Annotated in this window: 22 protein-coding genes; 16 read left to right on the top strand and 6 right to left on the bottom strand. The window is 68.6% G+C overall.

Annotated elements, in window-relative coordinates:
• The first annotated feature begins 12 nt into the window (after positions 1-12).
• The 12 genes from A7B20_RS17400 (at position 13) to A7B20_RS17345 (ending at position 11,446) form a co-directional block, all read left to right on the top strand.
• Positions 13-960, top strand: coding sequence for a DMT family transporter (locus A7B20_RS17400; protein WP_102109856.1), 948 nt, complete (start codon positions 13-15; stop codon positions 958-960).
• Between the two features lie 97 nt (positions 961-1,057).
• Positions 1,058-2,230 carry an outer membrane protein transport protein gene (locus A7B20_RS17395; protein ID WP_245867064.1) on the top strand — a complete coding sequence of 391 codons (1,173 nt, stop codon included), beginning with the start codon at positions 1,058-1,060 and terminating at the stop codon, positions 2,228-2,230.
• 137 nt (positions 2,231-2,367) lie between these two features.
• Positions 2,368-3,273 (top strand): DMT family transporter, encoded by a 906-nt coding sequence (locus A7B20_RS17390; protein ID WP_102109854.1) that lies wholly within the window; start codon positions 2,368-2,370, stop codon positions 3,271-3,273.
• Between the two features lie 60 nt (positions 3,274-3,333).
• Positions 3,334-4,206, top strand: coding sequence for an ATPase (locus A7B20_RS17385; protein ID WP_102109853.1), 873 nt, complete (start codon positions 3,334-3,336; stop codon positions 4,204-4,206).
• Positions 4,207-4,362: 156 nt separating this feature from the next.
• Complete coding sequence (gene metA, locus A7B20_RS17380) at positions 4,363-5,280, top strand: homoserine O-acetyltransferase MetA (protein WP_102109852.1); 918 nt, start codon at positions 4,363-4,365, stop codon at positions 5,278-5,280.
• Positions 5,270-6,238: an alpha/beta fold hydrolase gene (locus A7B20_RS17375; RefSeq protein WP_245867062.1), complete on the top strand. Its 969-nt coding sequence runs from the start codon at positions 5,270-5,272 to the stop codon at positions 6,236-6,238. The genes metA and A7B20_RS17375 overlap by 11 nt, the downstream gene beginning before the upstream one ends.
• 43 nt (positions 6,239-6,281) lie before the next feature.
• Positions 6,282-7,163: a polyphosphate kinase 2 gene (gene ppk2 / locus A7B20_RS17370; protein WP_102109850.1), complete on the top strand. Its 882-nt coding sequence runs from the start codon at positions 6,282-6,284 to the stop codon at positions 7,161-7,163.
• Complete coding sequence (locus tag A7B20_RS17365) at positions 7,150-7,773, top strand: TetR/AcrR family transcriptional regulator (RefSeq protein WP_102109849.1); 624 nt, start codon at positions 7,150-7,152, stop codon at positions 7,771-7,773. The genes ppk2 and A7B20_RS17365 overlap by 14 nt, the downstream gene beginning before the upstream one ends.
• A gap of 176 nt (positions 7,774-7,949) precedes the next feature.
• Positions 7,950-8,825: an ABC transporter permease gene (locus tag A7B20_RS17360; RefSeq protein WP_425437183.1), complete on the top strand. Its 876-nt coding sequence runs from the start codon at positions 7,950-7,952 to the stop codon at positions 8,823-8,825.
• Positions 8,822-9,631: an ABC transporter permease gene (locus A7B20_RS17355; RefSeq protein WP_102109848.1), complete on the top strand. Its 810-nt coding sequence runs from the start codon at positions 8,822-8,824 to the stop codon at positions 9,629-9,631. The genes A7B20_RS17360 and A7B20_RS17355 overlap by 4 nt, the downstream gene beginning before the upstream one ends.
• Positions 9,628-10,707, top strand: coding sequence for an ABC transporter ATP-binding protein (locus A7B20_RS17350; RefSeq protein WP_245867059.1), 1,080 nt, complete (start codon positions 9,628-9,630; stop codon positions 10,705-10,707). Before A7B20_RS17355 ends, A7B20_RS17350 begins: the two co-directional genes overlap by 4 nt.
• A 1-nt stretch (position 10,708) precedes the next feature.
• Positions 10,709-11,446 (top strand): heparan-alpha-glucosaminide N-acetyltransferase, encoded by a 738-nt coding sequence (locus A7B20_RS17345; protein ID WP_102109847.1) that lies wholly within the window; start codon positions 10,709-10,711, stop codon positions 11,444-11,446.
• A gap of 3 nt (positions 11,447-11,449) precedes the next feature.
• Here the strand turns inward: A7B20_RS17345 and prfB are convergent, their stop codons facing one another.
• The 3 genes from prfB to A7B20_RS17330 all read right to left on the bottom strand — a co-directional run bounded on the left by prfB (position 11,450) and on the right by A7B20_RS17330 (position 16,615).
• Entirely contained in the window at positions 11,450-12,577 is a 1,128-nt protein-coding gene (gene prfB, locus A7B20_RS17340; protein ID WP_102109846.1) for a peptide chain release factor 2, read from the bottom strand.
• Between the two features lie 120 nt (positions 12,578-12,697).
• Positions 12,698-15,253, bottom strand: coding sequence for a penicillin-binding protein 1A (locus A7B20_RS17335; protein ID WP_102109845.1), 2,556 nt, complete (start codon positions 15,251-15,253; stop codon positions 12,698-12,700).
• Between the two features lie 126 nt (positions 15,254-15,379).
• Positions 15,380-16,615, bottom strand: a complete 1,236-nt coding sequence (locus A7B20_RS17330; protein ID WP_102109844.1) for an N-acetylmuramoyl-L-alanine amidase — start codon at positions 16,613-16,615, stop codon at positions 15,380-15,382.
• Between the two features lie 231 nt (positions 16,616-16,846).
• Between A7B20_RS17330 and A7B20_RS17325 the strand changes: the two genes are divergently transcribed.
• From A7B20_RS17325 to mmsB, 3 genes are read left to right on the top strand one after another with little or no spacing between them, the layout of a single operon-like run.
• Positions 16,847-17,986 carry an acyl-CoA dehydrogenase family protein gene (locus tag A7B20_RS17325; RefSeq protein ID WP_102109843.1) on the top strand — a complete coding sequence of 380 codons (1,140 nt, stop codon included), beginning with the start codon at positions 16,847-16,849 and terminating at the stop codon, positions 17,984-17,986.
• Positions 17,983-19,011 carry an enoyl-CoA hydratase/isomerase family protein gene (locus tag A7B20_RS17320; RefSeq protein ID WP_102109842.1) on the top strand — a complete coding sequence of 343 codons (1,029 nt, stop codon included), beginning with the start codon at positions 17,983-17,985 and terminating at the stop codon, positions 19,009-19,011. The genes A7B20_RS17325 and A7B20_RS17320 overlap by 4 nt, the downstream gene beginning before the upstream one ends.
• On the top strand, positions 19,008-19,880 hold the full coding sequence (gene mmsB, locus A7B20_RS17315; RefSeq protein ID WP_102109841.1) for a 3-hydroxyisobutyrate dehydrogenase: 873 nt from the start codon (positions 19,008-19,010) through the stop codon (positions 19,878-19,880). The genes A7B20_RS17320 and mmsB overlap by 4 nt, the downstream gene beginning before the upstream one ends.
• A gap of 164 nt (positions 19,881-20,044) precedes the next feature.
• On the opposite strand, the gene A7B20_RS17310 is transcribed toward mmsB, so the two are convergent.
• The 3 genes from A7B20_RS17310 to A7B20_RS21335 all read right to left on the bottom strand — a co-directional run bounded on the left by A7B20_RS17310 (position 20,045) and on the right by A7B20_RS21335 (position 21,367).
• Positions 20,045-20,644, bottom strand: a complete 600-nt coding sequence (locus A7B20_RS17310; protein WP_102109840.1) for a superoxide dismutase — start codon at positions 20,642-20,644, stop codon at positions 20,045-20,047.
• Positions 20,645-20,836: 192 nt separating this feature from the next.
• On the bottom strand, positions 20,837-21,145 hold the full coding sequence (locus tag A7B20_RS17305) for a hypothetical protein (protein WP_102109839.1): 309 nt from the start codon (positions 21,143-21,145) through the stop codon (positions 20,837-20,839).
• Between the two features lie 66 nt (positions 21,146-21,211).
• Positions 21,212-21,367 carry a hypothetical protein gene (locus A7B20_RS21335; protein ID WP_157937717.1) on the bottom strand — a complete coding sequence of 52 codons (156 nt, stop codon included), beginning with the start codon at positions 21,365-21,367 and terminating at the stop codon, positions 21,212-21,214.
• A 182-nt stretch (positions 21,368-21,549) separates the two neighbouring features.
• Here A7B20_RS21335 and ccmI point away from each other — a divergent pair.
• Positions 21,550-21,799, top strand: a 250-nt coding sequence (ccmI, locus tag A7B20_RS17300) for a c-type cytochrome biogenesis protein CcmI (protein ID WP_102109838.1), incomplete at its 3' end; no start/stop codon positions are given.

Here is a 21,799-nt window from a genome sequence, read left to right as displayed (position 1 = left end):
GACGAGAGACAGATGACCCCGCCTTCGCCCTCCTCCGGCGCCACGATCCGCGCCACCGCCGGCCTGCGCTCCGAGGATGCGCCGCAGCCGCTGAAGGCGGCGCTGTGGATGATCGGCGCCATCGTCTCGTTCTCCTCCATGGCCGTGGCCGGGCGCAGCCTGTCGAGCGAGCTCGACACCTTCGAGATCATGACCTACCGCTCGTTCATCGGCATCGCCATCGTGGTGGGCTGCGGCGCGTTGTGGGGGACGCTCGGGCAGATCCGCACCGACCGGATCGGCACCCACCTGGTGCGCAACGTCTTCCACTTCACCGGCCAGAACCTGTGGTTCTACGCCCTGACGATGATCCCGCTGGCGCAGGTCTTCGCGCTGGAGTTCTCGTCGCCGCTCTGGGTGACGCTCTGCGCGCCGCTGTTCCTGAAGGAACGGCTGACGCTTGCGCGGCTGCTCTGCGCGCTCTCGGGCTTCGCCGGGATCCTGATCGTCGCCCGCCCCGCCGTCGATCACTTCGACCCCGGCCTCGCCGCCGCGGCGCTGGCGGCGGTCGGCTTCGCGGGCTCGGCCCTGTTCACCAAGCTTCTGACGCACGACCAGTCGATCACCTGCATCCTGTTCTGGCTGACGGTGATGCAGGCGGCCTTCGGGCTGGCCTGCGCGGGGTTCGACGGGGACATCGCCGTGCCCTCGCCGGCGCTGGTGCCGCTGGTGGTGCTGGTCGGCATCGCGGGGCTTCTGGCGCACATGTGCCTGACCAAGGCGCTGACCTTCGCGCCCGCCTCGATCGTGATGCCCTTCGACTTCCTGCGCCTGCCGGTGATCGCCGCGGTCGGGATGCTGCTGTACGGCGAGCCGCTGGACATCTGGGTGCTGGTCGGGGCCATCGTCATCTTCGGCGCCAACTACCTGAACATCTGGACCGAAGCGCGTGGACGGCGCCAGAGCGTGACAGTTTCGTGACGCTGCGTTTCCCGTTTTACGTGTGACGTAGGGTCGCGAATTGACCGAGATCACGGTTCCGCTACGAGAACATTAACAGTTCTTGGGAGGAACCACCGTGAAATCAGCCATCTCCGCCGCGACACTGGTCGCCCTGTCGACCACCGGAGCCTTCGCCGCCGGCGTCGAGCGTTCGACCCAGTCGGCGCTGATCCTGTTCGAACCGGGCAACTACGTCGAACTGAGCTACGGCAACGTCAAGCCCAGCGTGAGCGGCGTGCAGCAGGTGCCCGCCGGTGCGACATCGCCCGCGGGCGCCAGTTCGGGCGACGTGCTGGAGGATTACTCGACGCTTTCCTTCGGCTTCAAGATGGCGGTGAACGAGAAGGTCGACCTGGCCCTCGTCATCGATGAGCCGATCGGCGCCGACACCTTCTACCGCCCGAACACCGGCTACCTCTACGGCGGCTCGACCCTCGCCTTCGGCGGCTCGCAGGCCAGCATCGACAGCAACGCGGCGACGCTCCTCGGACGCTACAAGATCAACGAGAACTTCTCGGTCTTCGGCGGCCTGCGGGCGCTCAGGACCGGCGGGCAGGTGTCGCTCTTCAACGGCTACAAGCTCGACGTGCCGAAGGAGACGGATTACGGCTATGTCGTCGGCGTCGCCTACGAGAAGCCCGAGATCGCGCTGCGCGTCGCGCTGACCTACAACTCGGCGATCAAGCACGCCTTCACCGCCAACGAATCCGCCGTCAACCCGGCCACCGGCGCCCCCATCGCCCTGTCGACCGCGATGCCCGTCGAGATCCCGCAGTCGGTGAACCTCGAGTTCCAGAGCGGCGTCGCCAAGGACACGCTGGTCTTCGGCTCGATCCGCTATGTCGACTGGACGGCCTTCACCATCGACCCGACAATCTACCGCGCCTCCACCGGCATGGCGCTGGTCGACTACAACTCGGACACGATCACCTGGACGCTCGGCGTCGGGCGCCGCTTCACCCCCAACTGGTCGGGCGCGATCTTCGCCTCCTACGAGGATCCGATGGGCGGCTTCTCGGGCAACCTCGGGCCGACGGACGGGCAGAAGTCCATCGGCGTCGCCGTCACCTACGAGCGCGACCAGTTCGAGGTGACGCTCGGCGCCCGCTACGTCGCGCTTGGCGACACGACGACCCAGGCGCCGACCTCGACCACCCCGGGCCAGGGCTTCCCGCCGGGCACCACGTTCTCCAGCTTCACCGACAACCACGCCGTTGCCGTGGGTCTGAAGGTGGCGTTCAAGTTCTGAGTGCCGCGCGACGGTATGCGCAGGGCCCCGCTTGCAGGTTGCAGGCGGGGCCTTTTCCGTTTCGCCGGACGCGCAGGGCGGCGGGGATGCGCAGGAACCGGATCGCGCATCCCGCCGGCCCCTGCTAGACCTGCCGCATGATCGCACAGAAATACCTTTCCCCCCGCGCGTGGGCCGAGCTGCTGCTGCTCTCCTGCCTCTGGGGCGCCTCCTTCGTCTCGATCCGCATCGCGCTGGACGAGGTGCCCGTGGCCTGGGTCGTGGCGCACCGGGTGTTCTGGGCGGCCGCGATCCTTTGGGCGGTGGTGGCGCTTGGCCGCCTGCCGCTGCCGAAGGGCCGCGGCACATTGGGCGCCTTCGTCGTCATGGGACTGCTGAACAACATCCTGCCCTTCTCGCTGATGGCCTGGGGACAGCTGCACATCGAGACCGGGCTGACCTCGATCCTGAACGCCACCACGGCGATCTTCGGCGTCCTCGTCGCCTCGGCGGTCTTCGCGGACGAACGGCTGACCGCGCGCCGGGCCCTTGGCGTGGCGCTCGGCTTCCTCGGGGTGGCGACGGCGATCGGGCTCGACTCGCTGGCGCAGTTCGACATCCGCTCGCTCGCGCAGCTGGCCGTGCTGGGGGGCACGTTCAGCTATGCGCTGGCGGGGGCCTGGGCGCGGCGCACGCTCCAGGGGCTGAACCCGGTGGTGGCCGCGGCGGGGATGCTCAGCGCCTCGGCCCTCATCATGGTGCCCGCGGCCTGGACGCTCGACGGCCCGCCGCGGCCGGACCTCGCGCCGCGCACGTTCATCGCCATCGGGTATTACGCCGTCATGGCGACCGCCCTGGCCTACCTGCTCTACTACCGGGTGCTGGCCATGGCCGGGGCGGGCAACCTGATGCTCTGCACCCTGATGATCCCGCCCGTGGCCATCACCCTCGGCGCGCTGATCCTCGGAGAGGCGCTGCACCCTACGGCCTATCTCGGCTTCGCGATCCTCGGCACCGGCCTCCTGATCCTGAACACCCGCGCCCGCCGCCGCGTCGCCGCCTGACCTCTGGTCACGGACCGCCGCGCACAGTAGGAGGAGCACCGGAGAACGGGAGAGCGGTGGATGATCTACGACAGTGCCGAAGCCTGGCGCGCGGCGCCGCAGAAGCGGGTGATGGTGTTCGGCATGTCGGGCCTGGGCAAGACGCACCTCGGCAACATGCTGCGCAGGTCCGGGGGCTGGTTCCACTACTCCGTCGATTACCGCATCGGCACCCGCTACATGGGCGAGCACATCGCCGACAACTTCAAGCGCGAGGCGATGAAGGTGCCGCTGCTGCGCGAGCTGCTGATGAGCGACTCGATCCATGTCGCCAGCAACATCACATTCGACAATCTCGCGCCGCTCTCGACCTACCTCGGCAAGCCGGGCGATCCCGCGAAGGGCGGCCTGCCCTTCGACGAATACATGCGCCGCCAGGACCAGCACCGCACGGCCGAGATCGCGGCGCTGCTCGACGCGGTGCCGTTCATCGGCCGCGCCTCGGACCTCTACGGCTACGACAACTTCATCTGCGACACCGGCGGGTCGATCTGCGAGGTGGTGAACCCCGAGGATCCCGAGGATCCGGTGCTGAAGCCGCTCTCCCGGCATCTGCTGCCGGTCTGGATCGAGGGCAGCGCCGCCCATACCGAGAAGCTGGTGCGCCGGTTCGACCGGGCGCCGAAGCCGATGTACTATCGACCCGACGTGCTGCGCGCCGAATGGGCCGAGTACCTGGCGAGCCACGAAGTTGCCGAGGACCGGGTCGATCCCGACGCCTTCGTGCGCTGGACCTATGCCCGGGCGCTGGCCCATCGCCAGCCGCTCTATGCCGCGATGGCGCGGCACTGGGGCGTGAGCGTCACCGCCGACCGGGTCTTCGCAGTCCAGAGCCCCGAGGACTTCGACGCGCTGATCGCCGAGGCGCTGGAGCGGCGGGCGGCGGGCGGCTGATCCCGAGGGCAGGCTGGGTGACATCACCCATCCTGCGCCCGCTCCGCGCAACAGCACGGGGCCGCGCGGCGGATTGTCCGCGCCGCGCCGGGCGGCTCTGGCAATCGCCGCGCTTTGGGTCTACCTATCGCGCTCCGCAACCAGGGATCCGCCGCCATGCCCATCCGCCTGCCCTCCACCCTGCCCGCCTTCCAGGTGCTGAAGGACGAGGGCGTCATGGTCATGTCCGAGGAGCTGGCGGCCAGCCAGGACATCCGCCCGCTCCGGGTGGCGCTGCTGAACCTGATGCCGAAGAAGATCCAGACCGAGAACCAGTTCGCCCGGCTGATCGGTGCGACGCCGCTGCAGATCGACTTCCAGCTGATCCGCATGTCCGAGCACCAGACCAGGAACACCGCCGCCGCCCACATGGAGGCGTTCTATCGCCCGTTCCAGGAGGTGAAGGACGAGAAGTTCGACGGCCTCGTGATCACTGGCGCCCCGATCGAGCACCTCGAGTTCGAGGAGGTCACCTATTGGGACGAGCTGAAGGAGGTGATGGACTGGACCCAGACCAATGTCCATTCGACCTTCGGCGTCTGCTGGGGGGGCATGGCGATGATCAACCACTTCCACGGCGTGCGGAAGCACCTGTTGCCCGCCAAGGCCTTCGGCTGCTTCCGCCACACCAACCTCGCCCCCGCCTCGCCCTACCTCAACGGCTTCTCCGACGACTGCGTGATCCCGGTCAGCCGCTGGACCGAGATGCGCCAGGACGAGATCGACGCGGCGCCTGGTCTGACCACGCTGCTCGGCAGCGACGAGGTGGGCCCGGCGCTGGTCGAGGATCCGGGGCACCGGGCGCTCTACATCTTCAACCACTTCGAATACGACAGCGACACGCTGAAGCAGGAGTACGACCGCGACGTGGCCAACGGCACGCCGATCAACGTGCCCGGCAACTACTATCCCGACGACGACCCCTCGCAGAAGCCGCAGAACCGCTGGCGCAGCCACGCGCACCTTCTATATGGCAACTGGATCAACCAGATATACCAGACCACGCCCTATGAGATTTCGCGCATTGGCCACTAGCCTGATCGTCGCCATGGCCGCCCTCGGCGGCTGCGGCGCCCTTGTCGACGGCCGGGCCGACCGGATCGAGGCGGCGGCCGAGGCCGCCTATCCGCCCGAGGGCCGCTTCGTCGAGGTCGACGGGCAGCGGGTCCACTATGTCGAGGCGGGGCAAGGTCCGGACCTGGTGCTGATCCACGGCGCCTCGGGATCGACCCGGGATTTCACCATCGGCTTCATCGACCGGCTGACGGACCGTTACCGCGTCATCGCCTTCGACCGCCCCGGGCTTGGCTATACCGACCGCGTCTCCGACGCCTTCGGCGGACCCTTCGACACCACCGCCGAAAGCCCGCAGCAGCAGGCCGCCTTCCTGAAGAAGGCCGCCGACGAGATCGGCGTGCGGCGTCCCATCGTCCTCGGCCATTCCTACGGCGGCGCGGTCGCCATGGCCTGGGCGCTGGACCAGGATCCGGCGGCGGCGGTGATCGTCTCGGGCGCGACCGAGCCCTGGCCGGGCGGGCTCGGCTTCCTCTACGGGCTCACCGCCTCCTCGGTCGGCGGCGCCGCCATCGTGCCGCTGATCACCGCCTTCGCGGGCAAGTCCCAGGTCGAGGCCGCGCTGCGCGAGATCTTCAGGCCGAACCCGGTGCCCCCCGGCTATCTCGAGCGGATCGGCTGGCCCCTGACCCTGCGCCGCGCGACCTTCCGCGCCAACGCCCGGCAGGTGGATTCCCTGCGCCCCCATGTCGTCGCCATGTCCGAACGCTATGCCACGCTCGACCTGCCGCTCGAGATCGTGCACGGCAAGGCGGACGAGGTGGTGCCGCCCGACATCCACTCCGAGGTGCTGGCGAAACAGGTGAAGGGCGCGCACCTGGTCCTGCTCGACGATGTCGGCCACATGCCCCACCACGTCCAGCCGCAGGCCGTCGTCGATGCCATCGACCGCGCCGCCAGACGCGCCGGATTGCGCTGAGCCGGCCACGCCCCTACCTTTGGGACAAGCGTGAGGAGCCCCCATGAGCCTGCCCTTCGACGGCGCGATCAGCCGCTATTACAACGACGAGGCCCCCGAGGCGGTGCGCACCGCGATCCGCACGGGCGAGAAGAAGGACATCATCGACCCGGGCTTCCCTTACGGGGAACGGATGGAGCGCGACGCCTACGACGACGCGCTCGACAGGCTCCAGCTGCAGCTCGTCCGCCTGCAGGCCGACGTGAAGGCGACGGGCAAGCGGCTGGCCGTGGTGTTCGAGGGGCGCGACGCGGCCGGCAAGGGCGGCGCCATCGCGCGCTTCACCCGTAACCTGAACCCCCGGGTCTGCCGCACCGTGGCGCTGTCCAAGCCGACCGAGCGCGAACAGGGCGAATGGTACTTCCAGCGCTACGTCGAGGAGCTGCCATCGGCCGGGGAGATCGTGCTGTTCGACCGCTCCTGGTACAACCGCGGCGTGGTCGAGAAGGTGTTCGGCTTCTGCACCGACGCCGAGCGCGAGCGCTTCTTCAACCAGGTGACGCGGTTCGAGGAGATGCTGGTCAACGACGGCATCGTTCTGGTCAAGCTCTGGCTGAACGTCGGCCGCGCCGAGCAGCTGCGCCGGTTCCTGGCCCGCGAACACGACCCGCTGAAGCAGTGGAAGCTCAGCTGGATCGACGTCGAGGGGCTGAAACGCTGGGACGCCTATTCCGAGGCCATCGCCGAGACCCTGGCGCGCTCGGACGGCGCCGCGGCCCCCTGGACGGTGATCCGGGCCGACGACAAGCGGCGCGCGCGGATCGCGGCGATCCAGGCGGTGCTGTCGCGAATAGATTTCGACGGCAAGGACGAGGCCGCCATCGGCACGCCCGACCCGAAGATCTGCGGCGGGGTCGACCTGTGGGATTCCGATGGGAACGGCTAAGCGCGGCTACCATCACGGCAACCTGCGCCAGGCGCTGGTCGAGGCCGCGCTGCAGCTTATCGAGGAGAAGGGGCCGACCGGCTTCACCCTCTCGGAGGCGGCGAAGCAGGCGGGGGTGACGCCGGCCGCCGTCTACCGCCATTTCGAGGGGCGCGAGGACCTGATCGCCGAGGTGGCGCGCCAGGGCTACGAGATCTTCGCCGACCTGATGGATTACGCCTACGATTCCGGCCAGCCCTCGGCACTGTCGGCCTTCGCCGCCACGGGCCGCGCCTATCTCGCCTTCGCGCGGCGCCATCCGGGCCACTACGTGGCGATGTTCGAATCGGGCATCTCGATCAACCGCACGCCCGAGCTGGCGCAGGTCGCGCGCCGCGGTCTCGGAGTGCTGGAGAAGGCGGCGGCGGAACTGTCGCAGCACATCCCGCCCGAACGCCGCCCGCCGCCGCAGATGTTCTCGGCCCATATCTGGGCGATGTCCCACGGCGTGGTCGAGCTTTTCGCCCGCGGCTCGCCCGGAACGAAGTCGCCGTTTCCGCCCGAGGACCTGCTGGAGACCGGGATCGGCATCTACCTGCGCGGCCTCGGCCTGATCGCGCCCGACGGCTGAGACGCAGGATGGGTGATATCACCCATCCTACCCTGTCGCGGGCACATGTCTTCTCCGTTGGATGGGTGATATCACCCATCCTACCGCCTTGGACCATACCGCGGCATTTTCCCTGTTGCACTTTCCGCTGCACTTGCGAAACATTCCGCAACCCACCGAGGGAGCGCCCCCGCCGCATGGCCATGTCCCGTCTTGCCCGTTCCGAGGCCGCCCGCGGCCTGCTCATGGTCAGCCCTCCTGCCCTCTATGCGCTTCTTCTACTGGCCGTGCCGCTGGCCGCGATCCTCGCCTTCAGCTTCTGGAGCCAGGACTTCCTGACCATCGACTTCACGCCGACGCTGAAGAACTATCGCGAGGCCTTTTCCGAGCCGCTTTACATGCAACTGATGCTGCGCTCGGTGCTGATCGCGGGCTCGGTCACGCTGGCCACCGTGATCCTCGCCTTCCCGATCGCCTATTTCGTCAGCTTCCACGTGCCGCCGCACAGGAAGTCGCTCTGGATCTTCCTCATCACCATCCCGTTCTGGACCTCCTACCTGATCCGGGTGTTCCTGTGGAAGGTGATCCTCGGCTACAACGGCGTGCTGAACACCACGCTGCAGGGCCTCGGGATCACGGACGAACCGCTGACCTTCATCCTCTACAACGCCAATGCCGTGGTCATCACGCTGGCCCATGCCTTCGCGCCCTTCGCGATCCTGCCGATCTTCGTCAGTCTCGAGAAGATCGACCGCTCGCTGCTCGAAGCCTCGCGCGACCTCGGCGAGAACCACGTCATGACCTTCCTGCGCGTCACCCTGCCCCTTGCCGTGCCGGGGATCGTCGCCGCGGTGCTGATCGTCTTCATCCCGACCATCGGCGACTACGTCACGCCGCGTCTCGTCGGCGGGCCGGACGGGCTGATGATCGCCAACATGATCCAGACCCAGTTCCTGAAGCTGAACAACGCGCCCATGGGCGCCGCGCTGGCGGTGATCGCCATGTCGATCGTCACGCTGATCGCGCTGTTCTTCCTGTTCCTGAACCGCAAGTACCTCCGGGGCCGGTCGTGAAGGGCGGCGGGCTGCTGCGCGGCTACGCGCTCCTCTACCTGCTGTTCCTCTACGCGCCGATCATCCTGCTGCCGATCTTCGCCTTCAACAGCTCGACCATCATCGCCTTCCCGCTTTCGGAGTTCACCACTCAGTGGTTCCGGGAGATCCCGAACACCCCGGCGCTGGTCGAGTCGGTGAAGACCAGCCTGATCATCGCTGTTTCGACCGCGCTTCTGTCGACCGTTCTCGGCATCTGCGCCGCGCGGGCCGGGGCGAAGTACCGCTTTCCCGGCAAGGCGCCGATCCTCGGCTTCATCATGCTGCCGCTGGTGCTGCCCGAGATCATCGTCGCCGTCTCGATGCTGGTGGTGCTGCTGGCGCTCGGCCTGCCACTGGGCCACTGGACGGTGATCCTGGGGCACACGCTGATCTGCACGCCGTTCTGCATCGCGATCCTGAACTCGGCCTTCGCCAACCTCGACGCCTCGCTGGAAGAGGCGGCCTACGACCTCGGCGAGACGGCCTGGAGCACCTTCCGGCTCATCACCCTGCCCCTCGTCATGCCCGGCATCGTCTCGGCGCTGCTGATCTCGTTCACGATCTCGCTCGACGAGTTCATCATCGCCTTCTTCCTGACGGGGACCGAACCGACGCTGCCGGTCTATCTCTGGGGGCAGCTGAGGTTTCCCCAGAAGATCCCGGTGGTGATGGCCCTTGGCACCATCCTTGTCGCGATGTCGGTGACGCTGCTGACCTTCGCCGAATTCATGCGCCGCCGCGGCATCGCCAAGGCGGGGCGCAAAGACACCGGAGGCTTCCTGTGAAGAACCCGCCCATCGTGTCGCTTCGGGGCGTGCACAAGTATTACGGCAACTACCACGCGCTCCGGGGCATCGACCTCGACATCGGCGCGGGCGAGTTCTTCTCGCTGCTCGGGCCCTCAGGCTGCGGCAAGACCACGCTCCTGCGGACCATCGCGGGGTTCGAGGATCCGTCGGACGGCGTGCTGCTGCTCGACGGCAAGGACATGGCCCATGTGCCCGCGAACCGGCGGCCGACCAACATGGTGTTCCAGTCCTATGCCATCTTCCCGCACCTGACGGTGGCCGAGAATGTGGCCTTCGGGCTGCGGCGCCGGTCGGACCTCGACCGCAGCGCGAAGCAGAAGATGGTCGAGGAGTCGCTCGAGATGGTCGGGCTTGGCGGCTATGGCGGGCGGGCCGCCCATGCGCTCTCGGGTGGGCAGCGGCAGCGGGTGGCGCTGGCCCGGGCGCTGATCCTGCACCCCAAGGTGCTGCTCCTGGACGAGCCGCTGTCGGCGCTCGACAAGAAGCTGCGCGAGCAGATGCAGAACGAGCTGCGGCGCCTGCAGCGCCATGTCGGGATCACCTTCATCCTCGTCACCCACGACCAGGAAGAGGCGCTGATCATGTCCGACCGCATCGCTGTTATGTTCGAGGGCGAGATCGCGCAGCTGGCCGATCCCCAGACGCTCTATCGCCGGCCGGTGACGCGGCGCGTGGCGGATTTCATTGGCGTGATGAACTTCCTGCCCGCGAAGGTGGACGGCAGGACGCTGGAGATCGCGGGCCTGGGCCGGGCCGAGGTGCAGCCGGACCAGGCGCCCTCGGGGATGCCCTCGGGCTCGGGGCACATCGGCATCCGTCCCGAAACCATGTCGGTCCTGTTCGAGGGCGAGAAGACGCCGGTGCGCGTCGCCGACGGCAAGGTGGTGGAACTCGCCTATTACGGCGACATGACCTATTACCAGGTGCTGCTGGACGGCACCGAAAGTCCCGTCACGGTGTCGATGAAAAACCTCGTCGGCCGCAAGGTTCTGGAGCGGGGCGACCGCGCCCGGATCAGCTGGGACGAACGCTCGCTCGTGGTCTTCCCCTGAGATGACCGATGCCAAGGCCCCGCCCCTGCGCCGCGTCGCGGCCATCGACATCGCGCGCACCCTCGCCCTGGTCGCCATGGCGGTCTATCACCTGATCTACGACCTGATGATGTTCGGCGTGGTCTCCAGCGACGTGGCGCTGAGCGGGGGCTTCCGCTGGCTTGCCGTGCTGACCGCGGGCAGCTTCCTGTTCCTTGCCGGGATCGGCCTGAAGCTCGCCAACCGCGAGCGCCTGCACCTCGGCCGCGCGCTGAAGCGGATCGGGGTGATCGCCGTCGCGGCCGCGCTGGTCAGCCTCGCGACCTATGTGGCGATGCCGGGCGCCTTCGTGTTCTTCGGCATCCTCCATTCGATCGCCACCGCATCGCTGATCGGGCTGCTCTTCGTGCGGCTGCCGTGGTGGGTCAGCCTTGCCGGGGCCGCCGCCGTGGTCTGGGTGGCCTTCAACGTGGCAAGTCCGCTGTTCGATCCGAAATGGCTCGGCTGGACCGGGCTCGGCACCGTCCGCTACAACACCGTGGATTTCGAGCCGGTCTTCCCCTGGCTCGCGCCGTTGCTGGTCGGCCTCGCGATCACGCAGCTGACGATCCGCAGCGCCTTCTGGACGCCCCGGCCCATCTCCGGCCTGACCGCAGCGCTCGGCTGGCCCGGGCGGCATTCGCTGGTGATCTACCTGATCCACCAGCCGGTGCTTGTCGCCCTGGTATGGAGCGCGGTGCAGCTGGGCCTGATCGGCTGAGGCTCAGTCCTCGGCGTTGGCCTCGGCGCGGGACTTGCCGGTGACGTCCAGCGCCAGCGTCGCCGCCATGAACCGGTCGAGATCGCCGTCGAGAACGCCCTGCGTGTCGGAGGTCTCCACGTTCGTCCGCAGGTCCTTCACCATCTGGTAGGGCTGAAGGACGTAGGAGCGGATCTGGTTGCCCCAGCCCGCGTCGCCCTTGTTGTCGTGGGCCTCGGTGATGGCGGCGTTCCTGCGGTCCAGCTCCATCTGGTAGAGCCGCGACTTCAGGGCCTTCATGGCGATGTCACGGTTCTGGTGCTGCGACTTCTCCGAACTCGTCACGACGATGCCCGTCGGAAGGTGGGTGATCCGCACCGCCGAATCCGTGGTGTTGACGTGCTGCCCGCCCGCGCCGGAAGAACGGTAGGTGTCGATCCGGATCTCGTTCGGCGCCACCTCGATCTCGATGTTGTCGTCGACGACGGGATAGACCCAGACCGACGAGAAGGACGTGTGCCGCCGCGCCGCGCTGTCGTAGGGCGAGATGCGCACCAGCCGGTGCACGCCGCTCTCGGACTTCAGCCAGCCATAGGCGTTCGGTCCGGAAATCTTGTAGGCGGCGGACTTGATCCCCGCTTCCTCGCCCGCGCTTTCGGACTGCAACTCGACCTTGTAGCCCTTCTTCTCGGCCCAGCGGACATACATCCGCGCCAGCATCGCCGCCCAATCGCACGATTCCGTCCCGCCGGCGCCCGAGTTGATCTCGAGGAACGTGTCGTTGCCGTCGGCCTCGCCGTTCAGCAGCGCCTCGATCTCGGCCTCGGCGGCGCGCTTGGCCAGCGCCTTCAGCGCCGCCTCGGCCTCGCCCACCACCTCGTCGTCGTCCTCCATCTCGCCCAGCTCGATCAGCTCGATGTTGTCGGACAGCTCCTGGCTCATCCCCTCGTAGCGCGCCATGGCGTCGACCAGCATCTGCCGGTCGCGCATCAGCTTCTGCGCCTTGTCGGGATCGTTCCAGAGGTTCGGATCCTCGACCATCGCGTTGAACTCCTCCATGCGATGGGGGGCGGTCTCGACATCCATGCGCTGGCCCAGAAGGTGCAGCGACTTGCGGATCGACTCGATGGTGGACTGCGTCTCGGCGCGCATGAAGGCAGGATCCTGAAAAGGGAGTTTCTCGGGCAGTTCGTCATAACAACGCGACCCCGGGGAGACAAGTCCGCCCCGCCCGGAACACCGGGCGGGAGGCACGGGACTGCCCGTCGTCGGTCAGTAGAGCCCGCCCGAGGACAGCGACCCGAAGCTCGCCCGCTTCTTCGGGATCTTCGCGACGCTGCCGGTGGAGGTGCGCACGTTCTGCCCCTCGTCCGCGCCCTCGCCCGAGGAGAACAAGGGCAGGTTCGCGCCCATGGCGAAGCCGCCGTCGAAGGCGACGCCGAACACCGGCTCTTCGCCGAGGCGGAAGTATTCGGCGATCACGTTGTCGCCCGTGGCGCTGTCGGAGAGCCGCGCGCCGGTGAAGCGGTCGATGTTGATGAACTGTCCGCCCGGCGGCACCTCGAACGGGCCGCCGCCGTACTTCGCCGTCGCCTTCTGCATGAACCGGTCGAACACCGGCGCGCAGAGCCCGCCGCCCGAGCCGGAGCGGCCCATGGGGCGCGGCCGGTCGTAGCCGATGTAGCAGCCCGCGGCGATGTTCGAGGTGAAGCCGACGAACCAGGCGTCCTTCTCGTCGTTGGTGGTGCCGGTCTTGCCCGCGACGGGGACGTTCAGGTGGATCTTGCCGCGCGCCGTCCCGCGTTCGACCACGCCCTTCATCATCGAGGTCAGCTGGTAGGCGGTGATCGCGTCCATCACCCGCTCGCGGTTCGAGGTGATGGCCGGCGACTCGCCCGGGGCCAGCGAGGCGAGCGTGCATTCCGGGCAGGTCCGCTGGTCGTGCTTGTAGACCGTGGCGCCGTTGCGGTCCTGCACCCGGTCGACCAGCGTCGGCTCCACCCGCTCGCCGCCGTTGGCGAACATGGAATAGGCGGCGACCATGCGGAACAGCGTCGTCTCCTCGGCGCCAAGCGCATTGGCCAGGAACCGGCCCATATTGTCGTAGACGCCGAACTTCTCGGCATAGCGGGCGACGGTGTCCATGCCCACTTCCTCGGCCAGGCGCACGGTCATCAGGTTGCGCGACTGCTCGATGCCGGTCCTGAGCGGGGTCGGGCCGTAGTACTTGTTGGAATAGTTCTTCGGCCGCCACAGGCCCTGGGGCGTGTTGATCTCGATCGGGGCGTCGACCACGATCGTCGCGGGCGAGAAGCCGGAATCGAGCGCCGCCGCATAGACGAAGGGCTTGAAGGACGAACCGGGCTGGCGCGTCGCCTGGGTGGCGCGGTTGAACACCGAGTACTGGTAGGAGAAGCCGCCCTGCATCGCCAGCACGCGGCCGTTGTGCACGTCCATCGCCATGAAGGCGCCCTGCACTTCCGGGACCTGGCGCAGCGTCCAGCGGATGAACGAGCCGTCGCTGTCGCTGGTCATCTTGCGCACCAGCACCACGTCCCCGACATCCAGCAGGTCGCCCGCCACCTTCGCCCGCGGCCCGAGCTTGCCGCCCTTCAGCCGCTTCCTCGCCCACTCGACATCCTTCGGCTCGATCCAGTGGCCTTCGCCGTCCTCCTCCACGCCCTCGATCCCGATGCGCGCCGAGGTCTCGCCGACCTCCAGCACCACCGCGGGATGCCAGGGGTTCTCCAGCACCACGTCGCGCGGCACGTTCGTCTCGGCCAGCGCCGCGCGCCAGCTTTCCTCCGAGCCGAGCTTGGCGGGCTCGATCGTCTTGCCGGTGCCGCGCCAGATGCCAAGCCCGCGGTCGTAGCTTTCCAGCGCCTCGCGCAGCGCCTCGGCGGCGACCTCCTGCAACTCGGGGTCGATGGTGGCGCGGATGCTGAGCCCGCCGGTGAAGAACTCGGTCTCGCCGAACTCGCCCGAGAGCTGGCGGCGGATCTCGTCGGTGAAGTAGTCGCGCGGCGGCAGGGCCGAGCGGAAGCTTTCGTAATCGCCGTTCTGCACCGAGCGCAGGGGCGCGACGCGCGCCTCGCGGTACTCGGCCTCGGTGATGTAGCCGTTCTCGAACATCTCGCGCAGCACGAAGTTGCGGCGGGTGATCGCCGCCTCCTTGTCGCGCACGGGGTGATAGTTCGACGGCGCCTTCGGCAGGGAGGCGAGATAGGCGGCGTCGGCGGGCGTGAGCTCGGACAGGGTCTTGTTGAAATAGGTCTGCGCCGCGGCGGCCACCCCGAAGGAGTTCTGCCCGAGGAAGATCTCGTTCAGGTACAGTTCCAGGATCTTGTCCTTCGACAGCGTGCCCTCCATCCGCGAGGCCAGGATCAGCTCCTTCACCTTGCGCTCGGCCGATCGTTCGCCGCCCAGCAGGAAGTTCTTCATCACCTGCTGGGTGATCGTCGAGGCGCCGCGCAGCGAACCGCCCTTGGCCGCGGTGATGGCGGCGGCGAGCATCCCGCGCGGGTCATAGCCCTTGTGGGTGTAGAAGTTCTTGTCCTCGGCCGAGATGAAGGCGTGCTTCACCAGGTCCGGGATCTCGTCGGCGGGCACGAAGAGGCGCCGCTCCTCGGCGAACTCGTCGATGATCCGCCCCTCGCCCGAGTAGATCCGGCTGATCGTCGGCGGCGCGTACTGCGCCAGCTGGTCGGTGTTCGGCAGGTCGCGCGAATACATCCAGAACACCGCGCCGATGGTCAGCGCCGCGAACAGGGCCGCCAGCGTCAGCCAGCTGAAGATCGCCCCGAAAAAGGCGAGGATGAAGCGGACCATGACTTGGGGCCTCCTGCGATGGTGGCCCTTCATAGACGAGGGCCCCGGCGTGGTCAAAACCGCTGTCGCCCCCTCAGGCGCATTCCCGCGGAGCGACAGGTCACGATTTGGCGATGCCGCGGCGCCTCAGGGCCGGATCAGCCGGGGCTTGCGCGCGTCCTCCTCGGCCCAGGCCACCAGCGCGTTGCGGATGCCGACCGCGGCGCGCTGCCGCCAGGCCGGGTCGCGCAGGCGCGTGCGATCGGCGCTGTTGGACAGGAACCCCAGTTCGACCAGCGCCGACGGGATGTCGGGCGCCTTCAGCACCGAGAATCCGGCGCGAAGACGCGGCCGCTTGTGCAGGTTGCCCGTCTGCTCCGAAAGCCCCTGCACCAGCGCCCGCGCCAGCCGGTCGGAGCGCGGCGTGGTGTTCAGCCGGGCCATGTCCATAAGCACCGTCGCAACCACGTCGTCCTGCCCGCTGAGGTCGAGCCCGGCCAGGAGGTCGTCGCGGTCGTGCCGCTCGGCCAGCACCCGAGACGCCTCGTCCGAGGCCTCCTCGGACAGGGTATAGACCGTGGCGCCCGAGGCGCGCCCCTCGGCCAGCGCGTCGGCGTGCAGAGACAGGAACACGTCCGCCCCCGCCTCCCGCGCCGCGGACACGCGGGTTTCGAGGGGCACGAAGACGTCGCTTTCCCGCGTCATCACCACCCGGAAGCGCGGGTTCTGCTGGAGCACCCCCCGCAGGTCGAGCGCGAAGCGCAGCATCAGGTCGGCCTCGAACACGCCCCCGGCCTCGGCGCCCGGGTCGATGCCGCCGTGCCCGGGGTCGAGCATCACGACCAGCGGACGCGCCTCGGCGCCGCCCGAGGGCCGCGCCGCCACCTGCGCCGTGGCGGGCAGCGACAGGCGCGCGCCCTCCGGGGCACCCGCGGCGGCGGCGAAGCTCTTCTCGTCGGTGGGCGCCAGCTGGATCTTCAGGACCGCCGCGCCGCCGCCGTCGCCGGTGGCCATCCCGGCTGTCTCCAGCGCCATGGGTTCGGTCAGGTTCATCACCACGCGCGACCACTGCCTGTGGAACGGCCCCGCGACGACGCCATCCACGACGTCGCTGTGGTCGATGGCGGCGATGTCCTGCCCCGCCCAGTCGACCACCGAGAAGTCGATCACCAGCCGCCGCGGCGCGTCCAGCGTGAAGATGCGGAACGGCACCGGCTGGCTGAGCGTGAGGGTGATCTGGAGGTTGGCGCCGAAATCCGCGATCTCCGACCGCTCGAGGTCGGGCCGCGCGAGGGCGTTGAGGTCGTCCTCGGCCCGGGCCGGCTGGGCGCACAGGAGGACGAGCCCCGCGAGAACGGGTGCTAATCGTTGTGTAAGGGTCATGGCCTGCTCTGCTCTGTCGGCCTGTTCCGGCCGTTGCCCCGAGCCTAGCGCAAAATTGCCGAGGGCGGAACGGAAAACGCCCGCCGCTTGACAGCTTTCTGCGCCCGGCCCTGCGGCGGCGCGGCAGACACCACGCAACCCCGCCAGATCGAGGCTTGCGCCGCGGGCGCTGCCGTCTGACAAAGAGGCATCCGTGCCTGTGCGGCTGCGGCGGTTTCGGGAGGGGAGCCCATGGATTTCGACCTCGGAGAGGAACGGCAGGCCATCTTCGACATGGCCCGCGCCTTCGGACAGGAGCACATCGCCCCCCATGCCCGCGACTGGGAGAAGGCCGGGACGATCCCCCGCGACCTCTGGCCGAAGGCGGCGGACCTGGGGCTGGCCGGGATCTACGTCTCGGAAGAGAGCGGCGGCAGCGGACTGGGCCGGCTCGAGTCGGCGCTGGTGTTCGAGGCGCTGTCGATGGCCTGCCCCTCGGTCGCGGCGTTCCTTTCGATCCACAACATGTGCGCGTGGATGATCGACCGCTACGGCTCGGACGAGATGAAGGCGCGGGTGCTGCCGAAGGCGCTGAGCATGGAAATGGTCCTGTCCTACTGCCTGACGGAACCCGGCTCGGGCAGCGACGCCGCGGCGCTGAAGACGAAGGCCGAGCGCACGAACGAGGGCTGGCGGCTGACGGGGACCAAGGCCTTCATCTCGGGCGGCGGCTATTCCGACGGCTACCTCGTGATGTGCCGCACCGGCGCGGCGGGGCCGAAGGGCGTCTCGGCGGCGCTGGTCGAGGACGGGGCGAAGGGGCTCAGCTTCGGCGGGCTCGAGGACAAGATGGGTTGGCGGTCGCAGCCGACCCGACAGGTGCAGCTGGACGATTGCGACATTCCCTCCGAAAACCTGCTGGGAGAAGAGGGCAAGGGTTTCACCTATGCGATGTCGGGCCTCGACGGCGGGCGGCTGAACATCGCCGCCTGCTCGCTTGGCGCCGCGCAGGCCGCGCTGGATGCCACCCTCGCCTACATGGCCGGGCGCAAGGCCTTCGGCCAGTCCATCGACCAGTTCCAGGCGCTCCAGTTCCGCCTCGCCGACATGGAGATCGAGCTTCAGGCCGCCCGCGTCTTCCTGCGCCAGGCGGCGTGGAAATACGACCGGGGCGCGCCCGATACGACCAAGCACTGCGCCATGGCGAAGAAGTTCGTCACCGAGGCGGGATCGCGCGTCGTCGACCAGTGCCTGCAACTTCATGGCGGCTACGGCTATCTTGCCGACTACGGGATCGAGAAACTGGTGCGCGACCTCCGGGTGCACCAGATCCTGGAAGGCACCAACGAGATCATGCGCCTGATCGTGGCGCGGAAGATGCTGGCGCAATGAGCGATGTCCTGATCCGCACCGAGGGGCGCGCCGGGCGCATCACCCTGAACCGCCCGAAGGCTCTGAACGCCCTGACCCACGAGATGTGCCTGGCGATCGACGCGGCCCTGATCGCCTGGGCAAGGGATCCGGCGGTCGCGCTGGTCCTGATCGACGGCGCGGGCGAAAAGGCCTTCTGCGCCGGGGGCGACATCGCCAGGATGTACGAGGCCGGGCGCGCGGGCGATTTCCACTGGCCGCGGCAGTTCTGGCGCGACGAGTACCGGATGAACGCGCGGCTCTACCATTATCGAAAGCCCGTGGTCAGCTTCCTGCAGGGCTTCACCATGGGGGGCGGCGTCGGGGTCGGCTGCCACGGTTCGCACCGCGTCGTCGGCGAAAGCTCCCGCATCGCCATGCCGGAAGCGGGGATCGGGCTGGTGCCGGACGTCGGCGGCTCGCTGCTCCTCGCCCGCGCGCCGGGGCGGGTCGGCGAGTACCTGGGCGTCACCGCGGGCCGGATGGCGGCGGGCGATGCGATCTTCGCGGGCTTCGCCGACCATTTCGTGCCCGAGGCCGAGTGGCCCGCCCTTGCCGCAGAGCTGGCCGCAACCGGCGAGGTCGACCGTATCGCAGCCGCCGCCACCGCGCCGCCCGCCGCCGACCTCGAAGGGCGGCAGGCCGACATCGACCGCCTCTTCGCCGCCGAAAGCTGGGAGGCGCTGCGCGCGGCCCTTGCCGGCGATCCGTCGGACACCGCGCAAGCCGCCGCCGCCGCGCTCGACAAGGTCTCGCCCCTCTCGGCAGCCCTGACGCTGGAGCTTGTGCGGCAGGTGCGCCGCCTCGACAGCATCGAGGGGGCGCTGGACATGGAGTACCGCGTGACCTCCCGCGCGATGGAGCATGGCGACCTGATGGAAGGCGTGCGCGCGATGATCGTCGACAAGGACCACGCGCCACGCTGGATGCCCTTCGATCCCGCGAAGGTGCAGAGGATGCTGGCGCCGGTGACGGAGAACGGACTGGACCTGGGAGGAACCACATGAAGATCGGATTTATCGGCCTCGGCAACATGGGCGCGCCGATGGCGAAGAACCTCGCCGCCGCGGGCCACGAGGTGCGGGGCTTCGACGTCACCGACGTCGCCGTCGAGGGCGTTTCGCAGGCCGCCTCCGCCGCCGAGGCCGCGCAGGGCGCCGATGTGGTCGTCACGATGCTGCCGAACGGCGAGATCCTGCGCGCCGTCGCGGCCGAGATCCACCCCGCGATGGAGCCGGGCGCGATCCACCTCGACTGCTCGACCGTCGATGTCGCCTCCAGCCAGGCGGTGGCCGAAGCGGCGTCGGGCCACGGCCTTTCGGCGCTCGATGCGCCCGTGTCGGGCGGCACCGGCGGCGCGGCGGCGGGCACGCTGACTTTCATGGTGGGCGGCGACGCGGGTGCGGTCGAGACCTGCCGCCCGCTGTTCGACGTCATGGGCCAGAAGGCGGTGCATTGCGGCGCGGCGGGCATGGGCCAGGCGGCGAAGATCTGCAACAACATGATCCTCGGCGTGACGATGATCGCCACCTGCGAGGCCTTCGCGATGGCCGACAAGCTGGGGCTTGCCCGCGAGGCGATGTTCGACGTGGTCTCGACCTCGTCGGGCGCGTCGTGGTCGATGAACACCTACTGCCCCGCCCCGGGAGTCGGCCCGAAATCCCCCGCCGACAACGGCTATCGGCCCGGCTTCGCGGCGGACCTGATGCTGAAGGACCTGCGCCTGTCCCAGGCCGCCGCCGCCACCGCCGATGCCGACACGCCCATGGGGAAGGCCGCCTGCGACCTCTACGCGAGGTTCGTGGAAGAGGAGGACGGCCGCGGCAAGGACTTCTCCGCCATGCTTCCCCGGTTCGAGAAGCGCCACCGCGGCTGAGAGCCCGCGGCCCCGCCCATCGACGCGGGCGCACGGGGGCCGCGGCGAACCGCGCCCCTGCTTTTTCTCTGCAGAAAGATCAGGAATCCGACGGCCGCAACGAAAGAGGCCGCCCGATCAGGGGCGGCCTCCGGCGCGTCAGAGCCGTGCAGTTCCGGTCGCGATCACATGCGCGAGGCGACGTTTTCCCAGTTCACCAGGTTGTCGAGGAAGTTCGTCAGGTAGGCGGGACGCTTGTTGCGGAAGTCGATGTAATACGAATGCTCCCACACGTCGCAGCCCAGAAGCGCGGTCTGGTCGAAGCAGACGGGGTTCACGCCGTTCTCGGTCTTCGTGACCTTCAGCGAGCCGTCGGTGTCCTTCACCAGCCAGGCCCAGCCGGAACCGAACTGCCCGCCGCCGGCCGCGGCGAAGGCTTCCTTGAACTTGTCGACCGAGCCGAAGCTTTCGGTCAGGGCCTTTTCGACCTCGGAGGGCATCGAGCCGCCGTTTGGGCTCATCATTTCCCAGAACTGGTTGTGGTTCCAGAGCTGGCTGATGTTGTTGAAGATGCCCGACTGGGCGACAGCGCCCTTGTCGTAGGTGCCCTTGATGATCTCCTCGAGGGACTTGCCCTCCCACTCGGTGCCCGCGATCAGCTTGTTGCCGTTGTCGACATAGGCCTTGTGGTGGATGTCATGGTGATATTCCAGCGTCTCCTTCGACATGCCCTTCGAGGCCAGGGCGTCGTGGGCATAGGGAAGGTCGGGAAGTTCGAAAGCCATGGGAAACCCCTTTTGCTATGTCATTTGATGCCCGATACCTGAGCCGGGGACCGGCCCGCGTCAAGGCTTCATCTGGGCAACGACGGCCCCGGCCGATTGTTCCATGACACGGGGTTCGGCAGACGGGAAAGGCCGCGCCACGGCCCCGGGGCCATGACGCGGCGCGTGTCACTCTTTGCGGAAACCGTCGGCTCAGTTGGCCGGTGCCTCGGCGGGGGCGCTTTCGGCCGGGGCCGCGTCGGCGGGGGCGGCATCGCCCGAGCCGGAGTCGGCGGCCGGGGCCTCGACCGTCACGTTCGCCGTCGCGTCACCGCTGCCGGCGCTGCCGCCGGCACTGCCTCCGCCGACCGACAGGTTGCCGTCGGAGAAGACGATCCAGGCGATGACCGCCAAGGCGACGACGATGCCGCCGACGATGAAGGCCATCGCGCCGCCGCCCGACTTGCGGACTTCGACTTCGCGTTCGCGGACGTAGGTGTGGCCGGGATCTTGGTGTGCCATGTTACTCGCTCCAGAACTACAGTTGGCGCGACAACATCGGGCGGGCCCGGATGGTTCCCTGCGCCCTCAATAATCGGTGTAGATCGGCGCAGGCTGGTGCTTCGGCTGGCCGAATCCGTGCCCGCTGTAGACGACCGCGCTGAAGGCGGCGAGGATCAGCATCCCCGCGACGCCCGCCGCGAAGCCGGCGAGGGCGGACGGGACTTTCGGGTTTCGGAACATGGTGTGTCTCCCTTCTTGCCGCCGCAAAGCTAGTCAGGGGTGCCGCTGGGTCAAGGCGGGTGCGGCGGCGGGCGCCGGTGTCCGCGAGACGACACCATCAACGCTGCGTGACGGATGGTCGCGCGGTGCTGGTGTTTGTCCTGCGACGTTGGCACATAGGGCGGGCAGCGAAAGGAGACTCGATGTTCTGGATTCTGGCCACCGCTCTCGGGGCGATCACGGCGTCCCTGATCGTGCTGGCCCTCGTGCGCCGCGGACGCGCCGCGCCCTCCGCCGCCGCGGCCGAGATCCGGATCTACCGCGACCAGCTCGACGAGGTGGAGCGCGACCTGGCCCGCGGCACGCTCGAGCCGGAAGAGGCCGAGCGGGTGCGCCTCGAGATCTCGCGCCGCCTGCTCGAGGCCGACCGCGCCGCGGCCGCCGCGGCCGCCC

Origin of the sequence: Oceaniglobus roseus, assembly GCF_002869745.1 — a bacterium.
Classification (GTDB): Bacteria; Pseudomonadota; Alphaproteobacteria; order Rhodobacterales; family Rhodobacteraceae; genus Oceaniglobus; species Oceaniglobus roseus.
The sequence above is the reverse complement of the archived record's forward strand: the minus strand, read 5'-3'. Positions and strand labels throughout refer to the sequence as shown.

What these genes read in the sequence shown, in the direction of transcription:
- A7B20_RS17320 (WP_102109842.1), top strand. Translation starts at nt 17,983, where the DNA reads ATGAGCGATGTCCTGATCCGCACCGAGGGGCGCGCCGGGCGCATCACC.
- A7B20_RS17365 (WP_102109849.1), top strand. Translation starts at nt 7,150, where the DNA reads ATGGGAACGGCTAAGCGCGGCTACCATCACGGCAACCTGCGCCAGGCG.
- A7B20_RS17305 (WP_102109839.1), bottom strand. Translation starts at nt 21,145, where the DNA reads ATGGCACACCAAGATCCCGGCCACACCTACGTCCGCGAACGCGAAGTC.
- A7B20_RS21335 (WP_157937717.1), bottom strand. Translation starts at nt 21,367, where the DNA reads ATGTTCCGAAACCCGAAAGTCCCGTCCGCCCTCGCCGGCTTCGCGGCG.
- A7B20_RS17390 (WP_102109854.1), top strand. Translation starts at nt 2,368, where the DNA reads ATGATCGCACAGAAATACCTTTCCCCCCGCGCGTGGGCCGAGCTGCTG.
- prfB (WP_102109846.1), bottom strand. Translation starts at nt 12,577, where the DNA reads ATGCGCGCCGAGACGCAGTCCACCATCGAGTCGATCCGCAAGTCGCTG.
- A7B20_RS17325 (WP_102109843.1), top strand. Translation starts at nt 16,847, where the DNA reads ATGGATTTCGACCTCGGAGAGGAACGGCAGGCCATCTTCGACATGGCC.
- A7B20_RS17385 (WP_102109853.1), top strand. Translation starts at nt 3,334, where the DNA reads ATGATCTACGACAGTGCCGAAGCCTGGCGCGCGGCGCCGCAGAAGCGG.
- mmsB (WP_102109841.1), top strand. Translation starts at nt 19,008, where the DNA reads ATGAAGATCGGATTTATCGGCCTCGGCAACATGGGCGCGCCGATGGCG.
- ppk2 (WP_102109850.1), top strand. Translation starts at nt 6,282, where the DNA reads ATGAGCCTGCCCTTCGACGGCGCGATCAGCCGCTATTACAACGACGAG.
- A7B20_RS17330 (WP_102109844.1), bottom strand. Translation starts at nt 16,615, where the DNA reads ATGACCCTTACACAACGATTAGCACCCGTTCTCGCGGGGCTCGTCCTC.
- metA (WP_102109852.1), top strand. Translation starts at nt 4,363, where the DNA reads ATGCCCATCCGCCTGCCCTCCACCCTGCCCGCCTTCCAGGTGCTGAAG.
- A7B20_RS17400 (WP_102109856.1), top strand. Translation starts at nt 13, where the DNA reads ATGACCCCGCCTTCGCCCTCCTCCGGCGCCACGATCCGCGCCACCGCC.
- A7B20_RS17345 (WP_102109847.1), top strand. Translation starts at nt 10,709, where the DNA reads ATGACCGATGCCAAGGCCCCGCCCCTGCGCCGCGTCGCGGCCATCGAC.
- A7B20_RS17360 (WP_425437183.1), top strand. Translation starts at nt 7,950, where the DNA reads ATGGCCATGTCCCGTCTTGCCCGTTCCGAGGCCGCCCGCGGCCTGCTC.
- A7B20_RS17310 (WP_102109840.1), bottom strand. Translation starts at nt 20,644, where the DNA reads ATGGCTTTCGAACTTCCCGACCTTCCCTATGCCCACGACGCCCTGGCC.
- A7B20_RS17335 (WP_102109845.1), bottom strand. Translation starts at nt 15,253, where the DNA reads ATGGTCCGCTTCATCCTCGCCTTTTTCGGGGCGATCTTCAGCTGGCTG.